The organism is Micromonospora sp. NPDC049240 (assembly GCF_040647835.1).
In the GTDB taxonomy this organism is placed as follows: Bacteria; Actinomycetota; Actinomycetes; order Mycobacteriales; family Micromonosporaceae; genus Micromonospora.
Genome location: NZ_JBEZCX010000003.1, coordinates 78,612 through 98,653 on the forward strand (window position 1 = coordinate 78,612; position 20,042 = coordinate 98,653).

Here is a 20,042-nt window from a genome sequence, read left to right on the forward strand (position 1 = left end):
ACCTCACGTAACCACCCGGGACGGGAGCGCCGGGGGCAATGCGCCCACTCTCCTTCGAACGGTTCTTTACAACGTTGTATCCAACGCTGTACAAACGTGTGCACCGCAGTGACCTCCGTCTACTCCGAGGCAGGCCCGATGCGACACCTCCACCGCGGCGGCGTGCTCGCCGCCGTACTCACCCTGACGCTCGCCGGGGCGGCGCCCGCGCCCGCCGCCGGGCCCGACCGCTACCGCAACCCGGTCTCCGCCGGGTTCGCCGACACCTTCGCCGACCCGGTCGTGGTCCGTGGCGACGACGGCGTCTGGTACGCCTTCGGCACCTCCGACCCGCTACGCGAGGGTGAGGGCCGGGCCCACCGGGTGCCCATCGCCCGCTCCACCGACCTGGTCGACTGGAGCTACGTGGGCGACGCGTTCAGCGCCGACCAGCGGCCCGCCTACGCCGCGCCCGGCTCCGCGTTCTGGGCGCCCGACGTGCGCCGGATCGGCGGGCGCTGGGTGATGTACCTGACCGTCACCGACACCACCGTCTCCGACGACACGTTCGACACCGCCGTCGGCGTGGCCACCGCGCCGAGCCCGGCCGGCCCCTGGACGTTCGTCGACACGCCGGTGGTCGCCCCGCGCCCCGGCGCCGGCGGCGGCTACCTGTGGACCATCGACCCGAGCCAGCTCACCGGCGCCGACGGCCGCTCCTACCTCTACTACGGCAGCTACTACGGCGGCATCTCGGTCACCGAGCTGACCCCCGACGGGCTGCGCGCGGTCGGCACGTCGACAGCGGTCGCGGTGGACAACAAGTTCGAGGGCGCCTACGCGCTGCGCCGCGACGGCTGGTACTACCTCTTCGCCTCCACCGCGAACTGCTGCGCCGGCCCGGCCACCGGCTACTCCGTCCAGGTCGGCCGCGCCCGTGACCCGCGCGGCCCGTTCGTCGACCGCGAGGGCCAGCGCCTCGACGTCTCCCGGGCCGGCGGCACGCCGGTGCTGACCCAGAACGGCAACCGGTGGATCGGCACCGGCCACAACGCGGTGCTCACCGACCTGTCCGGGCAGGACTGGATCGCCTACCACGCGATCGACCGGGCCGACCCCTACCTGGACGAGCCGTTCGGCGTCAACGAGCGGCCGATGCTGCTGGACCGCCTCGACTGGATCGACGGATGGCCCACCGTCAACGCCGGCGCCGGCCCCTCCGACGGCACCCGTCCCGCGCCGGTCACCAGCGGTCGCGTCGACGCCCGCTTCGACACCGCCGACCTGCGCGGCTGGCGGACCGGGTCCGGCTCGTGGCGGGCCGCCGGCGGCGTGCTGACCGGCACCGGGACGCTCACCTCGCGTACCGGCCTCGGCGGCGACCTGCGGGTCGAGACCGACCTGCGGCTGACCGGCGCGACCGCGGCCGGGCTGCGGCTCGGCACGGTGGACGTCCGGGTCGGCGGCGGCCGGCTGGCCGCCGGGACCGCCAGCGTGCCGCTGCCCGCCGGCGCCGACCCGCGCGACCGGCACAACCTCGCCGTGGAGGTCCGCGGCCGGCAGCTCGTCGCCACGCTCAGCCCGTCCCGCCTCGGCGACCCGGTCGCCCGGGTGTCGGTGCGGCTCCCCCGGCCGGCGAACGGCCCACTGGCGCTGCGCGCCGAGGGCGGACCGGCCGAGTTCGACAACGTCAGCGCCGCCCGCCTGTACCGCCCGGTGCGGCACGAGGTCGCCCCGCCCCGGGTCGGCCCGGTGCTACGCGACTACTCCGACGAGTTCTCGGGCGGCCTCGACCCGGCCTGGCGGTGGGTGCGCCAGGACCCGGCCGCGAGCGTGTCCGGCGGCGCGCTGCGCTGGCCGGTCCAGGACGCCGACCTCTCCGGCACCGGCAACACCGCCGGGGTGCTGCTGCGCGACGCGCCGGCCGGTGACTACGTCGCGGAGACCAAGGTGACGCTCGACCTGGGCGAGGAGACGGTCCGCAACTACCAGCAGGCCGGCCTCGTCGCGTACGTCGACGACGACCGGTTCGCCCGGCTGAGCCAGGTGGCCATCTGGAACACCCGGCAGGTCGAGTTCGGCTACGAGCTGCCCTTCGCCGGCCAGCCGGTCTACGGCGGCAGCATCGTCGGCACCCCGGGGACCACGACCTGGCTGCGGCTGGCCCACCACGTCGACCGGGTCACCGGCGAGCACGAGTTCCGCGCCGGCTCCAGCCGGGACGGGACGCACTGGACGTGGGGCGCGGTGTGGACCTTCCCGGCCGACACCACGCCGCGGATCGGCCTGGTCGCCCACGGCGGCGCGACGCCGGCGGTGACGGCGGAGTTCGACTACCTCCGCTTCCACCGCTGACCGCGTCCGGGGCCGCCCCACCGCCGGGGCGGCCCCGGCTCAGCCGCCGGGGCGCGGGCAGGTGGCGGTCAGCTCGGTGACGGTGCGGGTGTCGCCGTCGTAGCTGCGGGCGGCCACGAACTCCCCGCCCGAGCGGTCCGCGCCGGCGACCGCCCGGGCGCGGCGGCGGTCCGCCCCCCGGAAACGCAACGCCAGGCTCAGGTGCGGCACCCAGCGACCGGGCAGGTGCCACGGGTGCGGGCCGGACGCCTCGGCGAGCACGTCCCAGACCGCGCCGTGCAGCGCGACGAGCTGCGGCGTCGGACGGACCAGCCAGACCAGCGGCGCGCTGCCGTCGAGGACCGCCAGCCGGTCGAGCCGGACGGGCAGCGGCAACGCGGCGTCGCAGAGGTCGGCGAGGCGCTGCTCGACGCCGGGCGGGAAATCGTCGACCGACGCGAGCGTCAGGTGCGGCCGGTTGGTCGGGTGCGTGTTGCGGGCGAGGCTGGGCAGGCCGGCCGCGGCGAGCCGGCTCCAGGCTGCCCGCACCGTGGCGTCCAGCTCGGGTGAGCAGAGCAGTTCCACCGTCCGCACGGGATCAGGCTAGTCCCCGGCGGACAGCGGGGACGTCCGGTACCCGGTTGCGGACCACACGGGTCAGAGCCAACCGGCCTCGCGGGCCCGCCGGACCGCCTCGGCCCGGTCGGCGGCGCCGAGTTTCTGCACGCAGGCGGCGGCGCCGGGCCGGGGCGGCGAGCCAGGGCGTGACCGCCGCGTGCAGCACCGCCACCTGGGCCGCCGTGAAGCCGAGCAACCCCACCACGCCGAGTACCGCCCGCACCGGGTCCGGCTCGCGGAGCAGGCCGACCGCGGGCAGCAGCACCGTGGTCCACCCGTTCGTGCCCAGCGAGAGCAGGGTGATGCGCCGGGCCCGGCGCAGCCGGTGGTCCGCCGGATCGACAGTCATGCCCGCCGATCCTAGGGGTGGCACGCCGGCACCCGACCCGGCGATCGGCACCGCGGGCCCGTGCCAGCTCAGTGACGCGGAAAGGAAAATGCTAAGACAGTTTCCGGGTCAACTGTTGTGGCAGCAAAATCAATTCACCTTTCTCCAGGTGCATTTCCCGGGATCGGATGATACGAATGGAAGCGGGGAACGGAATTCGCGTTGCTCGGCCGCTCGGCACACCGCCGGCCCGGCGATCCACCACCGGGAAGCGGCTTGACCAGCGCTGATGCGAGCCGGGCGAACGCCGGACGCTTCCACCCCACCCTGCGCCCCGACGCAGGAACAATTGCCGGTGTTCCACCTCGCGTGGGACGAGAAAGAGGAAGAGGAAATGTCGCGAGTCACCCGCAACATGATTCGTTCGCTATTCGCCGCCGGATGCGCGGCCGGCCTGGTCGCGGTGGCCGCGCCGCCGGCCAGCGCCGCGACGTTCACCGGATACCTTCAGGGCACCTGCGCGCAGGCCTCGGGCAGCGCCTACCGGCTCCAGATGAAGATCCCGGTGAACGAGCTCAACGTGCCGGTCGTCTACGCCAACGGCAGCACCGGCACGGTCAGCGCCACCACCGCCTTCATGACCATGAACGTCGAGTGGTGCTCGAACGGCAGCGCGGTCACCTACGCCAAGATCGTGTCCAGCAACGCGGACCGGACCAGCGGTGGCGTCACCACCAACCTCGAGCGGAAGAGCTACACCAAGTCGGGCACGCCGCCCACCGCCGTCGGCGGGCCGTACACCCTCGGCACGGCGGCCACCTGGGGGCGCAACTTCTCCGGCACCGTCAGCGGACAGCCGTTCGGCGTCGGCGGATCGCTGACGTTCACACCGGCGAACTTCACCTCGACCATGACGGTCAAGGTGTACCCGACCGACGCCCGGGTCGAGTGCACCGGCACCGCGGTCGGCCACCCGGAGTTCTGCTCCCTCAACTACTGATCCGAACAGCCCGTACGGCGACGCTCCCTCCGCACCGGTCGGGAGCGTCGCCGCACGGCCGCGTCCATGCCTCAGGTCACGAGTGACCCGTGCGTTCCACACGGTTTTCCGATGACGGACGCGCCTGGCCCGGTGCGTCCCGCGCCGGCAGGGTCGGGGCATGACGGAGATGACGGTGGGCGTACCCCGGCGGTGGGCCGGCTGGGCGCGGACCCGGCACCTGGCCGGGATGGTCGCGGCGATGGTGGCCGGCATGGTGGTGCTCGGCCCGCTGTGGCGGATCGGCGGGGAACTGCTGGGCGGCGCGGGCGTGCTCGCCCGGCCGGACGTGGACGCGCTGCTGATGGCCACGAACATGGCAGCGGGCATGGTCGCCTGGATGTGGTACCGGGGCGACGGGTGGCCCGCCGCCGGGGAGATGAGCGCGGCCATGTACGTGCCGTTCCTGCTCCTCCTCCCGGCCTGGTGGGTGGGGTGGGTCGGGGACGACGTGCTGCTGCTCGGCGGTCACCTGCTGATGCTGCCGGCGATGGCGCTGGTGGCGCTGCGGCACCGGCACCCGGCGACCGCGCCGCCGGCACCCGGTGGTGGCGGCGTTGGCGCGTCGCTGGCCGGTCGGCCTGGCGCTGCTGATGACCGCCGACATGTGGTTCGCCCCGGGCGTGGTGTCGCCGTGGTCGCTGCTCGTGCTGCCGGCCAGCTACCTGGCCATCGGCGCGTGGCGACGGCACCTCGGCGACCGGTGGCAGCTCACGGTCCAACTCGTCGGGCTGGCCGTCTGGGGCGGCCTGGCGGCCGTGGCGCTGGCCGCGCCGGCCCACGTCTCCGGCGCGCTTGTCGGCCTGGGCTGGCTCGGACACGCCGGCTGGGACCTCTGGCACCACCGCGCCGAGCGGGTGGTGCCACGCGGGTACGCGGAGTGGTGCGGGGCGCTCGACGTGGTGGTGGGGGTGACCACCCTGCTGGCCGTCGCGTCGGGGTGAGCCGGCCGGAGCAGCGGCCCCGGACGGGGTCGCGCGTGGTGCGGCGAACGTTTGCGCCGGTCGCCGCGACCCGCGCCCGGCGGTGATGAAAGGCTTGCCGCATGAGCGCCGCACCGACCCCGACCGAGCCCACCACCCCCGCCGTCGCCGAGGACACCGCCGCCTTCGCGGATCTCGGGCTGCGCGCCGAACTGCTGGGCGCGCTGTCCGCCCTCGGCTACGAGGAGCCCACGCCGATCCAGAGCGAGGCCATCCCGCCGCTGCTGGCCGGCCGGGACCTGCTCGGGCAGGCGGCGACCGGCACCGGCAAGACCGCCGCGTTCGCGCTGCCGCTGCTGCAGCGGATGCCCACGCCGCGCCCGGACGGCGACCCGGTGTCGCTGGTGCTGGTGCCGACGCGGGAGCTGGCGGTGCAGGTCTCCGAGGCGTTCCACCGCTACGGCAAGGATCTGGGCGCCCGGGTGCTGCCGATCTACGGCGGCCAGCCGATCGGCCGGCAGCTCCGCGCGCTCGACCACGGGGTGGACGTGGTGGTCGCCACGCCCGGGCGCGCGCTCGACCACATCGCCCGCGGCACGCTGCGGCTCGGCTCGCTGACCACCGTGGTGCTCGACGAGGCGGACGAGATGCTCGACATGGGCTTCGCCGAGGACATCGAGGCGATCCTGGAGCACGCCCCCGAGGGCCGGCAGACGGTGCTCTTCTCGGCCACCATGCCGGCCCGCATCGACGGGCTGGCCCGGCAGCACCTGACCGACCCGGTGCGGATCCGGATCGAACGCGAACGCCAGGTGGCCGGCGAGGCGCCGCGGGTACGGCAGAGCGCCTACATCGTGGCGCGGGCGCACAAGCCGGCCGCGCTGGGCCGGGTGCTGGACGTCGAGTCGCCCACCGCGGCGATCGTGTTCTGCCGCAGCCGGGAGGAGGTGGACCGGCTCACCGAGACGATGAACGGTCGGGGCTACCGGGCCGAGGCGTTGCACGGCGGGATGAGCCAGGAGCAGCGGGACCGGGTGATGGGCCGGCTGCGCTCCGGCACCGCGGACCTGCTGGTCGCCACCGACGTGGCGGCCCGCGGGCTGGACGTCGAGCAGCTCACCCACGTGGTGAACTACGACGTCCCGTCCGCGCCGGAGTCGTACGTGCACCGGATCGGCCGGGTGGGCCGGGCCGGCCGGGAGGGCGTGGCGATCACGCTCGCCGAGCCGCGCGAGCACCGGATGCTGAAGACGATCGAGCGGGTGACCGGCCAGCGGATCACCGTGGACAAGATCCCGACGGTGGCCGACCTGCGGACCCGGCGGTTCGAGCTGACCCAGGCCGCGGTGCGCGAGTCGGTGCTCGAGGACGACCTGGAGCCGTTCCGGGCGGTCGTCGAGTCGCTGACCGACGAGTTCGACCTGATGGAGGTCGCGCTCGCCGCGGTGCGGTTGGCGCACGAGGCCACGCTGCCCGGCACCGCCGACGAGGAGGAGATCCCCCAGGTCTCGGTCCGCCCGAACCGGGAGGGCCGGCCCGGCTCCGAGGGTCGGGACCGGCGCGGTGGCGGCCGGTCCCGCGCCGCCGGCACGACCCAGGTCTTCATCGGGTTGGGCCGTCGGGCCGGGGTACGACCGCAGGACCTGGTCGGCGCGATCACCGGGGAGACCGGGGTGAGCGGGCGGGACATCGGCTCGATCGAGATCGCCGACCGGTTCTCCCTGGTGGAGGTGCCGCAGGGCATGGCCGACGAGGTGATCCAGGGCCTGCGGGGCAGCACCATCAAGGGTCGCAAGGCCACCGTCCGGCGGGACCGGGACCGGGACGGTGAGGGCGACGGTGGCGGTGAGCGTCGCTTCGACCCCCGGGACCGGCGCGACCGCCGGTAGCCGGCCCACCGCGCCGGCTCGGCCCGAAGATGGTCGGTCCGGCACGGTGGCGTGCCCCCCGTCTCGCGTTCCGGGCCACGAACCCCCGCCGCCCGGCGGGCGACGGGGGTTCGACGGGGCCGGTCAGGCCGCGGTGAGCGGCTGGCCGCCGAGGCTCTGGGCGTCCACCTCGGCCGGACGCAGCGCCAGCGCGAGCACGTCCGCCACGTCGGCGAGGGTGTGCACGGTCAGCGCCTCGCGCACCTCGACCGGTAGGTCGTCCAGGTCCGGCTCGTTGCGCTTCGGGATGATCACCTCGGTGAGGCCGGCCCGGTGCGCGGCGAGCAGCTTCTGCTTCACGCCACCGATGGGCAGCACCCGGCCGGAGAGCGTCACCTCGCCGGTCATCCCGAACTCGGGCCGCACCGGCCGGCCGGTGACCAGGGACGCCAGCGCGGTGACCATGGTGATGCCGGCGCTGGGACCGTCCTTCGGCACCGCGCCCGCCGGGAAGTGCACGTGGATCCGCCGCCCGGCGAGGGCGTTCGGGTCGATGCCGAGGCGTCGTCCGTTGGAGCGCAGGTAGGACAGCGCGATGTGCGCCGACTCCTTCATCACGTCCCCGAGCTGACCGGTGAGGGTCAGGCCCGGCTCGCCCTCCATGCTGGTCGCCTCGATGAAGAGCACGTCCCCGCCGGCGCCGGTGACGGCCAGGCCGGTGGCCACGCCGGGCACCGCCGTACGTTCGGCGGACTCCGGGGTGAACTTGGGCCGCCCCAGGTAGCGGGCCAGGTTGGCGGTGTCGACGCGGACCGGCGCCGGGTCGGACGCCAACGCCACGGTCACCTTGCGCAGGATCTTCGCCAGGGCCCGTTCGAGCTGCCGGACGCCGGCCTCCCGGGTGTACTCCCCGGCGATCAGCGCCAGCGCCTCGTCGGCGACGGTCACCTCGTCGGCGGTCAGCCCGGCCCGCTCCTGCTGCCGGGGCAGCAGGTGGTCCCGGGCGATGGCCACCTTCTCGTCCTCGGTGTAGCCGTCCAGCGTGACCAGCTCCATCCGGTCCAGCAGCGGGCCGGGGATGTTCTCCACCACGTTGGCGGTGGCCAGGAAGAGCACGTCGGACAGGTCGAGGTCGACCTCGAGGTAGTGGTCACGGAAGGTGTGGTTCTGCGCCGGGTCGAGCACCTCCAGCAGGGCTGCCGCCGGGTCGCCGGAGTAGCCGACGGCCAGCTTGTCGACCTCGTCGAGCAGCACGACCGGGTTCATCGAGCCGGCCTCACGCAGCGCCCGCACGATGCGGCCGGGCAGCGCGCCGACGTAGGTGCGCCGGTGGCCCCGGATCTCGGCCTCGTCCCGCACCCCGCCGAGCGAGACCCGGACGAAGGTGCGACCCAGCGCCCGGGCCACCGACTCGCCCAGGCTGGTCTTGCCGACGCCGGGCGGGCCGGCCAGGGCGAGCACCGCGCCGGAGCCGCGTCCGCCGACCACGCCGAGGTTGCGCTCCGCGCGGCGGTTGCGCACCGCGAGGTACTCCAGGATGCGGTCCTTCACGTCGGCCAGGCCGGCGTGGTCCGCGTCGAGCACCGCCCGGGCCGCGGCCAGGTCGGTGTTGTCCTCGGTACGCGTGCTCCACGGCATCTCCAGGACCGTGTCCAGCCAGGTGCGGATCCAGCCCGCCTCGGGCGAGGCGTCGCTGGCCCGCTCCAGCTTGCCGACCTCGCGCAGGGCCGCCTCGCGGACCTTGTCCGGCAGGTCGGCGGACTCGACCCGGGCCCGGTAGTCGGCGGAGCCGTCCGGCTCGTCCTCGCCGAGTTCCTTGCGGATCGCGGCGAGCTGCTGCCGGAGCAGGAACTCCCGCTGGGACTTCTCCAGCCCTTCCCGGACATCGGTGTTGATCTGCTCGGTGACCTCCTGCTCGGCCAGGTGCTCCTTCACCCAGCCGACCAGCAGCTCCAGCCGGGCGGTGACGTCCGGCGCGGCGAGCAGCTCGGTCTTCTGCGCCAGGCTGAGCCAGGGCGCGTAGCCGGCCGAGTCGGCCAGCTCGGAGAGGTCGGTCATCCGCTCCATGGCGTCGATGACCTGCCAGGCGCCGCGCTGCTGGAGCACCGAGGTCATCAGCGCGCGGTACTCGCGGGCCAGTTCCCTGGCCCGGCCGGCCGGCGCGGGTTCGTCGAGGGTCGTCGCCTCGACCCAGAGCGCCGCGCCCGGGCCGGGCACACCGGAGCCGATGCGGGCGCGGGCGATGCCGCGCACCACGGCCGCCGGTTCGCCGCTGGGCAGTCGGCCCACCTTCTCGAGGGTGGCGACCACGCCGACCGAGCCGTACTCGCCGTCGATGCGGGGCACCGCCAGCAGCGTCTTGTCGCCGGTGGCGCGGGCCGCGTCGACAGCGGCCTGGGTGGTCGGGTCGAGGGTCACCGGGACGACCATCCCGGGCAGCAGGACGGCGTCGGTCAGGGGAAGTACCGGAAGAGTTGCCATCGAACACCTGCCATCAGTTGGTTGAGCGTGTCTGACTCAAGTAACAAACCGTGCACCTTGTTCCGGCTTGTGACCCAGGCCACGTCCACCCCCTCCGGCCCTATTGGCGGTCCATCGTTTACCCCGACCCGCCGAATGGAAAGTGTCGGGTATTGTTGCGGAATTACCGCCAGGTAGGTCAAACTCTTAGCCACACCCCGCCCGACACAGGGAGTAATGGCGATGGCAAGGAAAGTAATCACCGTTCTGACGGACGACCTCGACGGCGGAAAGGCCGATCGGACCGTCGAGTTCAGCCTGGACGGCGTGGCCTACACGATCGACGTCTCCGACGAGAACGCGGGCGTCCTGCGTAAAGCGCTGGACCCGTACATCAACGCTGGCCGGCGCATCGGCCGCGGACCAGTCGACGCCGGCCGCGCGGCGCGGCGCGCCACCCGGCCGAGCACCTCGGGAATGGACCGCGAGCAGAACCGCGCCATCCGCGAATGGGCCGCCAAGAACGGCTACGAGATTTCCGAGCGCGGGCGCATCCCGGTCTCCGTGGTGGAGGCGTACAAGAGCCGCTGAGGCTCCCGGTTCACGGTCGGGCGCCACGGGGTCACGCTGGGAATCAGCGGGGCCCCGGCCGGCTTTTTTGGTCGACAATTTTCATCCGGCTCGATCGACTCGGCAGCAACTTTCTCGGCGGGCGCACCGCGCGGTGCGCGAGCCTGCCGCACCCAGCCTTCCGCGCTGACCGCAGCGACGACGCGGCCGGTGCACGGGCCGCCCCCCCGGGTCCCGTCGCCGGCACCCGGGGGCCGCCGGACGGTCGGACGGACAGCGCAGCCGCGTGCTTCCGCGACGGGCGGCGAGCCACCGGCCGCACACCGGAGCGACGGCACCGACGACTCAGCCCGCAAGACCCACCGGCGACCCCGCCGCGACCGGACCGACCCGCGAAGCGGCCGGAGCCGCCCGGGCGTACCCGGACGGCTCCGGCCGTCGGCGTGCGGGTCAGTTGACCTGGATGCGCACCACGTCGATGGCGGGGGTCTGGTTCGCCCGCTCCATCATCGGGATCCGGTGCGAGCCGTCGCCGGCCCAGACCGAGCACTGGGCCAGGCCCGAGTCCGGCAGACCCGGAATCTGGATCAGCACGTCGTCCGGCTGGGACCCGCCCCGGCCGTCCTCGGTGGCGACGAAGAAGGCCGGCACGTCCTGCGGGTTCGGGGGCTGCCGGGTGCTGCCGAGCATCCGGCACGCGGTGTGGAAGTGACCGCGGACCAGGCCCTGGTCGTTGAGCAGCGAGCTCTCCAGGTAGTAGCCGCCCTGCCCGGCGGCGAGGAACCGGTCCCGCACCAGGTTCCTCGTGGTGACCCGGAGCGTGAACGGCTGGTTGCGCTGCACCTGGTTCGGGAACTGCGTGATGAGCAGCGACGGGTTGTTCGCCGCGGCGCCGACCTCACCGAACGCGGTGCTCACGCAACGGTTGCCGTTCTGGAAGCCGTTGTGCGCCTCCAACTTGCTGTTGGCGCAGTCCTTGGCCAGCACGTTCAGGCCGTTGTTGCCGCCGTTGTTCTGACCGCCGCCGTTGTTGTTCCCGCCGTTCTGGCCACCGTTGTTGTTGCCACCGTTCTGACCGCCGGTGTTGCCGCCGTTCTGGCCGCCGTTGTTGGCCCCGCCGGTGTTGCCGCCGTTCTGCGCGTTGTCGGCCAGGGCACACGGGGCGAGCTTGTCCAGACCCTGCGGACGCTGGCCGCCCCGCCCGATGGCGGTGGCGATCCGGTTCAACGTCGCGGTCCGCTTGTCGGCGAGCGGCCGGAGGATCGCGTTGTTGATGAAGTCGCCGCCGTTGCGGCCGTCCGCCGCGAGACGTCGGTTCGCCTCGGCGATCTGGTTGTCCAGCAGGGCCAGGTTGCGGTCCACCTCGGCGCGCGCCCGGGCGGGCACCTGCGGCAGCTTGCTCTTCACGTCCGGGCAGGTCACGGTCGGGGTGCCGGCGCCGGCGCCGCCCCCCTTGGTCTGCTGGCACTCGGCCGCCGACATCTGGCCGTCACCCCAGTGGTTCCGGACCCAGCGACCGTTCTGCCAGGTCCGGGTGGTGCTGCCCTGGCCGCCCGGCGCGGTCGCGCCCGCACTCGGGGCCACGCAGGACGCCGAGGCCGCGCGGGTGGTCGTCCGCCGGTCCTGGGCGGACGAGATCTGGGTGACGGCGACGATGCCGCCGAAGACCGCGAGCGTGCCGACCACGGCCAGCATCCGCTTGCTCCGCGCGTTACCGGATGACCGGCGCGCCCGTGTGGACCTGCGCATCGAATTGTTCTCCTTCTCGATCCGGTAGTTGACTGGTGATCCCGGCGGAATTCTTCGGGGTGAGATCACTGCGACGTCGGAGCCGCGCGTCAATGGCCGACGGTGCCCTTTCCGCACCGTCTCCGCGCCGTCCGGGCGCGGCGGAAGATCTGCGTCCATTCCCGCTTAGGTACGGAGGGCCGACGGCGAAGGTTCAACCGGGGATCGGAAAAAAAATCGGCGGGCCGGCCGGTGGCCGGAGCGGGCCGGTCAGTCGACGCAGAGATGGTCGAAGGCGAAGCCGCCGTCGAAGGACTCCCGCCGGTCGGCGAGGCGCCGCACCTGCTCGCGCAGTTCGGTCCGGTCCATCAGGGACGCCTCGTCGGCGGCCGGGTCACGCAGCTTCTCCCCCAACGCCGTGACGGCCAGGTCCTCGGCGAGCCGACCCGGATCCACCCCGCAGGAGAAGCCGCGGGACGTCAGTCGCACCCGCTCCACCCGGCAGCGACCGGGCCGCACCTCGACCCAACTCCAGCCCTCGGCCGGGCCACCGGTCCACCGCACGTGCAGGCCGCGCACGATCGGGTCGGCCAGCCGGCCCGCCACGTACGCCTGGACCGCGGCGGCGCGGGCCACCGCGCCGAGGTCGTTGACCGGGCCGCGCCGGCCGTCCGGCAACCGGCCCACGATGTCGCGGAACCCGACCGTCTCCCCGCCGTCCGGCCCGGTGCCGGCCGCGTAGGCGCGGGCGTCGAGCACGTACTCGACGAACCGGCGAACCTGCTCGCCGCCGAGCGTCGGTGACTCGACGCGCAGCAACGGCAGGCCCACGGCGTCGCAGACCGCGTCGGTCAGCCGCTCGGCCCGGCGGGCCGGCGAACCGTCCGGCACGGGCGCGGCGAACCGTACGGCGAACCGTGGCCGACCGGTGTCGGCGGCGCACACCACCAGGTCGAGGCCGGCCCGGCCGGCGGTGCTCCACTGGCTGCCGGTGACACCGGGCGGCCGGCCCTGGACCAGCTCGCCGAGGCGCCGGTCGGCGTACCCGAGGTGGCCGGCGCGGGCCAGCCGCGTCGGCGTGGCGGTCGGGATCGGCCGCAGCCAGGAGGCGGCCACGCTGCCGGTGCTGGTCATCTCGCACAATCCGTCCGTCGCTCGGTCGACGTCCGAGTGTATGGCGTCGATCATGGCGATCGCCTCGGCGGTGCGGAGGAATCCGGGCACCCGTCGGGCGGTGCGCCGTCAGGGTCGGCCCTCTAGGCTCGGCGGGTGCACAGCGGACGGACCCCGGAGCGATTCACCAAACGCAGCCTCGTCGCCGTATCCCACGCCATCGAACGAGCGGCGCTGGCCGAGGCGGAGGACGGCCCGCTCGTCGTGTTCGCGCTGTTCCAGCGGCTGCCGTACTTCGCCCGGGAACGGGAGATCTACCGGCGGATCGCCGACCGGGCCGCCGCGACGGTGGTCGCCATGGTCGGCGGCCCGCCGCCGGACCTGCCCGACCGGGTGTACGGGGTGGCGTTGGACGAGGCGGAGGAGCTGGCGCGGGAGTGGAGCGTGGTGGCGCTGACCCCACGCTTCGGCGGCACGCTGGTGGCGTACGACCGGGCCGAGGTCGCGCCCGCGCCGACGCTGGAGGCCGGTCGGCTCTTCGACGGTCGCTGGGGGTTCCGCCGCGACGCGGCGCTGCACGAGGTCATCCGGCTGCGCGAACAGCTCGCCGAGCGACTGCCCGGCCCGGCCCGAACCGCGCTGGACGAGGCGGTCGCCCGGGTACGGGACATCCCGGCCGGGCCGGGCGAGTCCCGGGCCGAGGCGGCGCTACAGCTGCTGGCCCGGCGCGGCGACCGGAACGCGCGACCGGCCGAGCCGACGGACGGGATGCTCGACGAGCCCGCCCTGCGCCGGTGGACCGGCACGGACGGGGTGACCGCCTCCGGCACGCTGCCGGTGGCGCTGGTCGGCCTGCGGGTCGACGAGCCGGCCGGCGCACCGGAACGCTTCGGCCGACGCAGCACCGCCCGGGAGGGCCAGGCCGTGCTCGGCGCGGTCACCGGCGTGCTGCGGCCGGTGGACCGGGCGATACGCGTCGCCGACAACGAGTTCCACCTCGTCCTGCCGGCGCTCTCCGAACCGGAGGCGTTGGCCGTGGTGGGCCGGCTGCACGAGGCGATCTCGGCGCTGGCGCGGTCGTACCCGTTCGTCGCGTACACGATGCACGCCGCGGTCGCGGTGACCACCCGACGGCCGCTGCCGACGGACGACCTGCGGGCCGCCGTGGAGTGGGCGGTGCGGGAGGGGGTGCCGGTGGCGGGTCTGCCACCGGAGCCCGCCCCGGCCGGCGCCCGCTGACCGGTCGTCCGCCCACCACGGTCACGCCACGGGCGCCGGAACGAGGGGAGCACGTCGTGCGGGTGGTGTCGCTGGTGCCGTCGCTGACCGAGGCGGTCGCGGCGACCCGGCCGGAGGCGCTGGTCGGCGCCACGGACTGGTGCACGCACCCGGCCGGGCTCGACGTCGCCCGCGTCGGCGGGACGAAGTATCCCGACCTGGATCGCGTCCTCGCCCTCGCGCCCGATCTGGTGCTGCTCAACGAGGAGGAGAACCGGCTGGTCGACGCGGAGGCGCTGCGCGCGGCCGGGGTGCCGGTGCGGGTCACCTTCCCGCGTACCGTGCCGGAGGCGCTCGACCAGCTCGGCGCGCTGGTCGAGGCGCTCGGCGTGTCGGTCGAACCGTCCTGGCTGCGGGCGGCCCGCCGGGCCTGGGCCGCGCCGCCCGTCCCCGAGCACGTCCGGACCGCCGTGGTGCCGGTGTGGCGCCGCCCGTGGGTGGTGCTGGGCCGGGACACGTTCGCCGGGGACGTGCTGCGTCGGCTCGGCGTGGCCAACGCCTGGGCCGACGACCCCGAACGCTATCCCCGCCCGGCGCTCGACGCGCTGCGCGCCCGGTCGCCGGAGCTGGTGGTGCTGCCGGACGAGCCGTACCGGTTCACCGCCGACGACGGGCCGGAGGCGTTCCCCGGGGTGCCGGCGGCGCTGGTGTCCGGCCGGCACCTCACCTGGTACGGCCCGTCGCTGGCCGAGGCGCCGGCACTACTCGCCGCGCAGCTCACCACGCCGGTCTGAGGCGGCGACCCGGTCAGGCGATCGGGTGGCGTGCACCGGGTCCAGCTCCCTCAGCGTGGTGTCGTCCACGTCGTACCCGACGGCGTTGTGCACCGCGACCACGCCGGCGACCTGACCGGCCAGCCGGCCGGCGAGTTCGACGGCGCTGCGTCGGTCCAGCCGTCCGTCCAGGGCGACCTCACCGCCGCGGACCTGGACCGTGACCAGTCCGTCCCGGACGGCGAGCACCCGACGCAGCACCTCCTGGACCACGTCCTCACGGATCTCCGCGTCGGTGCGCAGGTGCACCCGGAGCAGGTCGCCGCGGGTCACGATGCCGGCCAGCCGGCCGAGGTCGTCGAGGACCGGCAGCCGCTTGACCGCCTCCCGGTCCATCAGCCGGGCCGTGGCCGGCAGTGACGCCCGCTCGTGGGTGGTGACCGCCGGCGCGGTCATCAGGTCCCGGGCCACCAGCGCGCCCGCCTTCTCCCGCGCGGCCCGCCGGCGCCGCCCCTCGAACACCCGGCGCTCCTCGATGCGGCCGGACCACTCCACCTTGTGCAGCAGATCCGCCTCGGAGACCACGCCGAGCACCCGGTGGAACGAGTCCACCACCGGCACCCCGCTGACCCGCTCCCGCACCAGCACGTCCACCACGTCCCGGTACGGCGTCTCCGCGTACACCGTCGCGACGTCCCTGGTCATCACGTCGGCCACCTGCCATGTCCTCATCACGACCTCCTCGCACGCGTCCTCACCGGCGACGCTAGGCGGCCGGGGGACGGCGCGGCAGGGGCGGCGGACCGGTCGCGGACGGGTCGACCGGACCGGGTCGGGACGGGACCAAGGACCCGGTCCCCAGGGCCCCGACGGCCCTGCTCCGGATCACCGCGCGGGAGTGGAATGGAACTGCCACCGGAAAGCGCGGTGCGAGGCACAGAAGGGACGTGGACACCATGACCGCGACAATCGAGCGGACCCCCGCCGACACCATCGCTCCGGCGGTCGAGACCCCCCGCCAGAAGGCCACCCGGTTCGTCTGGGCCGGGCTGCGGATCGCCCTGGGCTGGATCTTCCTCTGGGCGTTCCTGGACAAGATGTTCGGCCTGGGCCACGAGACCCCGGCGAAGAACGCCTGGATCAACGGTGGCAGCCCGACCAAGGGCTTCCTCGGCTTCGGCGTGGCCGGCCCGTTCGAGGGCGTCTACCACGACATCGCCGGCGCGGCCTGGGCGGACTGGCTGTTCATGCTCGGCCTGCTCGGCATCGGCGTGGCCCTGCTGCTCGGCATCGGCATCCGGATCGCCGCCGTCACCGGTGGGCTGCTCCTGGTGCTGATGTGGACGGCGGTGCTGCCCCCGGAGAACAACCCCGTCATGGACGACCACCTCATCTACGCGGGCCTGCTCGCCGGCCTGGCCCTGGTCGGCGCCGGCAACACCCTCGGCCTCGGCCGGGCCTGGGCGAAGCTCCCCCTGGTCCAGCGCCTCCCCTGGCTGAGGTGAGCGCAGGTCGCCCCGGGGCGGGCGTCGCCGGCAGGCGGCGCCCGCCCCGTCGTGCGCCCGGCTCGGCCCCGCCGACGCGGCCCGGGTGGGGGACCGGCGCGTATCGGCCGGTCGCGATCCGGCAGGATCGACGGTGACCACACCGTCAGCACCGAGGAGACCCGCTCATGGAGAAGCCCGAGGTTGGCCCGATCGAGGGCGCGCCGCCCGCCGATCTCGTCGTCGAGGACATCACGGTCGGCGACGGCCCGGAGGCGCACGCCGGCCAGCTCGCCAGCGTGCACTACGTGGGCGTGGCCCACTCCACCGGCCGCGAGTTCGACGCGTCGTGGAACCGGGGCGAGACGTTCGAGTTCCCGCTCGGCGGCGGCCAGGTCATCGCCGGCTGGGACCAGGGCGTGATCGGCATGAAGGTGGGCGGCCGGCGGCGGCTCACCATCCCGCCGCACCTGGGCTACGGCGCCCGGGGCGCCGGCGGCGTCATCAAGCCGAACGAGACGCTGGTCTTCGTGGTGGACCTGCTCGGCGTGCGCTGAGCCCCTCCACCGGCCGCCGGGCCGTCGGCGCGATGCCGGCGGCCCGGTCCCGTGGTCAGGCCGCGGCGCAGGTCAGCAGCTCCCGCGCGGGGCCCGACTCGCGCACCGGCACGACCCGGTGCAGGCCGGTCACCCGCAGCACCCGGGCGACCACCGGCGCGGGATCGACGAGCACCAGCTCCCCACCGCGCGCCCGGACCCGCAGGTGCGCGGCGGCCAGCGTGCGCACCCCGGCGGCGGAGAGCAGCCGCACGCCGGACAGGTCGACCCGCACCACCGGCCGCGCCGGCGCGGCCCACAACGCGGCCCGGAACGCCGCCACGGTGGCGATGTCGATCTCGCCGACCGGACGCAGCTCGACCACGTGGTCGAGCACCTCCGTCGCCACCTCGAAGCGGTCGTCTGTCATGCCCCAAACCTACCCTCCCCCACCGACAGTTTCCGCTGCTCGGCCCCGGGGTTCCGGGTTGCGCCCGGGTGCCGGCCCCGAGCCGTCTCAGGGTCATCCCGCAGCCGCTCGCCGGCCCGGCCGCGCGGCCCGCGGGGAGCGCCCCCGACCACCGTGGGGCGGACCGGCGAGGACACGCCGCGGCGGACTCCCCCGCGCCGCGCCAGCCGGGCCACAATGAGCCGATGGCCGTTCCCCGCCCGCGCGTCCCCCTGCTGATCCGCCCGGTCCGTGAGCCGGCCACCGTGCCGCCGCCGCTGGCCGGGGCCTGGGCCGCCACCGACACCCGGCTGGACCGGGCCGACCTGCTGCCGCTGCCCGAGGGCGGGCACGGCCCGGAGGACGTGGTGATCGACGCCGAGGGGCGGGCGGTCAGCGGCGACGAGGACGGCCGGCTCTGGTGGTGGCCGGCCGACGCGCCGGCCGGCACCCGCCCGACGCTGCTCGCCGAGACCGGTGGCCGGCCGCTCGGCATCGAGCTGGACCCGGTCGACGGCGGGCTGCTGGTCTGTGACGCGTACCGGGGGCTGCTGCGGGTCGACCCGACCGGGACGGTGCACGAGCTGACCGGCACCGCGCCGCCGGTGCATCTGGCCGACAATGCCGCGGTCGCCCGGGACGGCACCGTGTTCTTCACCGACTCGTCCGACCGCTTCCCGCTCTCGCACTGGAAGCGGGACCTGCTGGAGCACCGGCCCAACGGGCGGGTGCTGGCGTACGACAGGCGCACCGGGCGCACCGACGTGGTGGCCGACGGGCTCTACTTCCCCAACGGGCTGGCGCTCACCCCGGACGAGTCGGCGCTGATGCTGGTCGAGACCGCCACCCACCGGCTGCTGCGGGTGGAGTTGCCGACCGGGCGGGCCACCGTGCTGACCGACCTGCCGGCGTACCCGGACAATGTCTCCGCCGTCGGCGACGGGACGTACTGGATCGCGCTGCCCAGCCCCCGACTGCCGATCATGGAACGGTTGCTGCCCCACCCCCGGGTCCGGCAGCTCGTCGCGCTGCTGCCCGGGGCGGTGCAGCCGCAGCCGCGCCGTTACGGGCTGGTCGCGCTTGTCGACGGCGCCGGGCGGGTGCTGCGGACGCTGCACGGCCCCGGCGGCGCGTACCCGATGGTGACCGGCGTCCGGCAACACGGCCGGCAGCTCTGGCTGGGCAGTCTGACCGCGACCGGCGTGGCCCGCGTCGACCTGGACTGAGGTCGACGTGGGCCGGCCCGCGCGGACGCGGGCCGGCCCGTGGCCGTTCCTCCCCCGGTTCAGCCGCCGCTGTTGCTCGCCGACGGGGTGGGCGCGGGCGACGACCCGCCGGCCACCGCGCCCGGGTGCGGCGTCGGGCTCCGCGTGGGCTTCAACCCCGCCGGTACGGGCAGCGCGCTGCCCTTGGCGAACTCGTCCCAGCTCACGTTCCAGGCGGTGAAGCCGTTGCCCTGCTGGAGCTGCACCTCGGTGCCCTTGACGGTCACCAGGTCACCGACCTGCGTGACGCCCATCAGCCAGTCCGCTCCGGCGGCGGAGACGTTGGTGCAGCCGTGCGAGGTGTTGTTGTAGCCCTGCTCCCCCTCCGACCACGGCGCCGAGTGGATGAACTCGCCGCCCCAGGTCAGCCGCTGGGCGTCGTCCACGTCGACCACGTAGCCGCCGTCCGGCTCGCCGCGGGTGTCGAACGTGGTGTGCTCGTGTTTCTCCATGATCACCATGGTGCCGCTGGAACTCGGCGTGCTCGGCTTGCCGAGGCTGACCGGCAACTTCCTGAGCACCTTGCCGTCCTGGTAGACGGTCATCTGCTTGGTGGTGTTGTCGATGTCGAGCGACACCTGCCGGCCCACCATGGCGGTGGCCACCCGGTCGGTGTCACCCACCGCGTCCTTCCCGATCGGCAACCCCTCCAGCGCGCTGCGCACGCTGATCCGGGTGCCGGGCTTCCAGCGGTCCGGCGCCCGGTACTCGGCCTGCTTGCCGTCCGCCATCCACGACCAGGTGCCCGGCTGCGGCGGGTCCGTCCTGACGAACAGCCGGCGCTGCACGTCCGCCCGCGCCTGTTCCGGAATGGGCGGATCGAAACCGAGTACGACCGGCATCGCCGTTCCGTACGTCTGCTTGTCCTGGAGATACAATTCGCTGGTGACGGCCGGTTTGGTGGATTTGGCCATCGTCGTGAACGTCGTCTTCCGCGTCGTGGTCTTCCCGGAATCGCCGCTCACGGTCACCTCGGCCGTGTACGTCCGGGAATTCGCCAGCGGGCGGTCCGGCACCCAACCGGATCCGTCCTCCCGCGCCTGGGCCGGCACCGGGCGGCCCTTGTCGTCGGTCAGCTTGACGCCGGTCACCTTGCCGTTGCTGGCCTTCGTGCCCACCTCCGCGCTGATCGGCACGTCGCGGGCCCGGTCGGCCGGCGTCACCGTGACCGACGGCGGGGCCGCCTCGGCCCGCTTCGCCACCGACTTCGGGCCGGCGGTGCACGCGCCGACCGCGAGTGGCGCGACCGCGACGGTCATCGCGAAAAGCGTCAGTCGCCGCCTCACAAACATATTCCGTCCCCCATTTCGGCACCCCCTCGCCCACATTCTGTAGGCCCGTCGTCACGGTGTGGCGCC

At 74.4% G+C, this 20,042-nt stretch carries 18 protein-coding genes; 10 read left to right on the forward strand and 8 right to left on the reverse strand.

Going from position 1 to position 20,042, the window contains the following annotated elements; all coding sequences use genetic code 11:
• Window positions 1-138: 138 nt before the first annotated feature.
• Complete coding sequence (locus AB0B02_RS05650) at window positions 139-2,334, forward strand: family 43 glycosylhydrolase (RefSeq protein ID WP_357297108.1); 2,196 nt, start codon at window positions 139-141, stop codon at window positions 2,332-2,334.
• A 39-nt stretch (window positions 2,335-2,373) separates the two neighbouring features.
• Here AB0B02_RS05650 and AB0B02_RS05655 read toward each other — a convergent pair whose 3' ends face one another.
• Entirely contained in the window at window positions 2,374-2,907 is a 534-nt protein-coding gene (locus AB0B02_RS05655; RefSeq protein WP_357297110.1) for a 2'-5' RNA ligase family protein, read from the reverse strand.
• A 4-nt stretch (window positions 2,908-2,911) separates the two neighbouring features.
• Window positions 2,912-3,280 (reverse strand): hypothetical protein, encoded by a 369-nt coding sequence (locus tag AB0B02_RS05660; protein ID WP_357297112.1) that lies wholly within the window; start codon window positions 3,278-3,280, stop codon window positions 2,912-2,914.
• Window positions 3,281-3,653: 373 nt separating this feature from the next.
• Between AB0B02_RS05660 and AB0B02_RS05665 the strand changes: the two genes are divergently transcribed.
• The 3 genes from AB0B02_RS05665 (at window position 3,654) to AB0B02_RS05675 (ending at window position 7,110) form a co-directional block, all read left to right on the forward strand.
• Window positions 3,654-4,259: a hypothetical protein gene (locus AB0B02_RS05665; protein ID WP_357297115.1), complete on the forward strand. Its 606-nt coding sequence runs from the start codon at window positions 3,654-3,656 to the stop codon at window positions 4,257-4,259.
• Between the two features lie 596 nt (window positions 4,260-4,855).
• Window positions 4,856-5,242, forward strand: a complete 387-nt coding sequence (locus AB0B02_RS05670) for a hypothetical protein (RefSeq protein WP_357297116.1) — start codon at window positions 4,856-4,858, stop codon at window positions 5,240-5,242.
• Between the two features lie 101 nt (window positions 5,243-5,343).
• Window positions 5,344-7,110: a DEAD/DEAH box helicase gene (locus AB0B02_RS05675; RefSeq protein WP_357297118.1), complete on the forward strand. Its 1,767-nt coding sequence runs from the start codon at window positions 5,344-5,346 to the stop codon at window positions 7,108-7,110.
• 123 nt (window positions 7,111-7,233) lie between these two features.
• Here AB0B02_RS05675 and lon read toward each other — a convergent pair whose 3' ends face one another.
• Window positions 7,234-9,570, reverse strand: coding sequence for an endopeptidase La (gene lon, locus AB0B02_RS05680; protein ID WP_357297120.1), 2,337 nt, complete (start codon window positions 9,568-9,570; stop codon window positions 7,234-7,236).
• A 222-nt stretch (window positions 9,571-9,792) separates the two neighbouring features.
• Here lon and AB0B02_RS05685 point away from each other — a divergent pair, with 222 nt between their 5' ends.
• Window positions 9,793-10,140 (forward strand): Lsr2 family protein, encoded by a 348-nt coding sequence (locus AB0B02_RS05685; RefSeq protein ID WP_357297122.1) that lies wholly within the window; start codon window positions 9,793-9,795, stop codon window positions 10,138-10,140.
• 429 nt (window positions 10,141-10,569) lie between these two features.
• Here the strand turns inward: AB0B02_RS05685 and AB0B02_RS05690 are convergent, their stop codons facing one another.
• Window positions 10,570-11,868 (reverse strand): hypothetical protein, encoded by a 1,299-nt coding sequence (locus AB0B02_RS05690; RefSeq protein WP_281941687.1) that lies wholly within the window; start codon window positions 11,866-11,868, stop codon window positions 10,570-10,572.
• Between the two features lie 249 nt (window positions 11,869-12,117).
• Window positions 12,118-12,981: a DUF2726 domain-containing protein gene (locus tag AB0B02_RS05695; RefSeq protein WP_281941688.1), complete on the reverse strand. Its 864-nt coding sequence runs from the start codon at window positions 12,979-12,981 to the stop codon at window positions 12,118-12,120.
• Between the two features lie 135 nt (window positions 12,982-13,116).
• Between AB0B02_RS05695 and AB0B02_RS05700 the strand changes: the two genes are divergently transcribed.
• Window positions 13,117-14,199, forward strand: coding sequence for a DICT sensory domain-containing protein (locus AB0B02_RS05700; protein WP_357297125.1), 1,083 nt, complete (start codon window positions 13,117-13,119; stop codon window positions 14,197-14,199).
• Window positions 14,200-14,255: 56 nt separating this feature from the next.
• Window positions 14,256-14,972, forward strand: a complete 717-nt coding sequence (locus AB0B02_RS05705; RefSeq protein ID WP_357297127.1) for a helical backbone metal receptor — start codon at window positions 14,256-14,258, stop codon at window positions 14,970-14,972.
• Here the strand turns inward: AB0B02_RS05705 and AB0B02_RS05710 are convergent.
• On the reverse strand, window positions 14,940-15,683 hold the full coding sequence (locus tag AB0B02_RS05710; protein WP_357297130.1) for a CBS domain-containing protein: 744 nt from the start codon (window positions 15,681-15,683) through the stop codon (window positions 14,940-14,942). The genes AB0B02_RS05705 and AB0B02_RS05710 overlap by 33 nt on opposite strands.
• A gap of 215 nt (window positions 15,684-15,898) precedes the next feature.
• Here AB0B02_RS05710 and AB0B02_RS05715 point away from each other — a divergent pair, with 215 nt between their 5' ends.
• Together AB0B02_RS05715 and AB0B02_RS05720 are read left to right on the forward strand one after the other, a co-directional pair.
• Entirely contained in the window at window positions 15,899-16,456 is a 558-nt protein-coding gene (locus tag AB0B02_RS05715; RefSeq protein WP_357297132.1) for a hypothetical protein, read from the forward strand.
• Between the two features lie 167 nt (window positions 16,457-16,623).
• Window positions 16,624-16,992: an FKBP-type peptidyl-prolyl cis-trans isomerase gene (locus AB0B02_RS05720; protein WP_107160247.1), complete on the forward strand. Its 369-nt coding sequence runs from the start codon at window positions 16,624-16,626 to the stop codon at window positions 16,990-16,992.
• A 55-nt stretch (window positions 16,993-17,047) separates the two neighbouring features.
• Here the strand turns inward: AB0B02_RS05720 and AB0B02_RS05725 are convergent, their stop codons facing one another.
• Window positions 17,048-17,401 carry an anti-sigma factor antagonist gene (locus tag AB0B02_RS05725; RefSeq protein ID WP_357297135.1) on the reverse strand — a complete coding sequence of 118 codons (354 nt, stop codon included), beginning with the start codon at window positions 17,399-17,401 and terminating at the stop codon, window positions 17,048-17,050.
• A 224-nt stretch (window positions 17,402-17,625) separates the two neighbouring features.
• Here AB0B02_RS05725 and AB0B02_RS05730 point away from each other — a divergent pair, with 224 nt between their 5' ends.
• Entirely contained in the window at window positions 17,626-18,645 is a 1,020-nt protein-coding gene (locus tag AB0B02_RS05730; protein WP_357297137.1) for an SMP-30/gluconolactonase/LRE family protein, read from the forward strand.
• Between the two features lie 59 nt (window positions 18,646-18,704).
• Here the strand turns inward: AB0B02_RS05730 and AB0B02_RS05735 are convergent, their stop codons facing one another.
• Entirely contained in the window at window positions 18,705-19,976 is a 1,272-nt protein-coding gene (locus AB0B02_RS05735; protein WP_357297139.1) for an Ig-like domain-containing protein, read from the reverse strand.
• Window positions 19,977-20,042 lie beyond the last annotated feature (66 nt).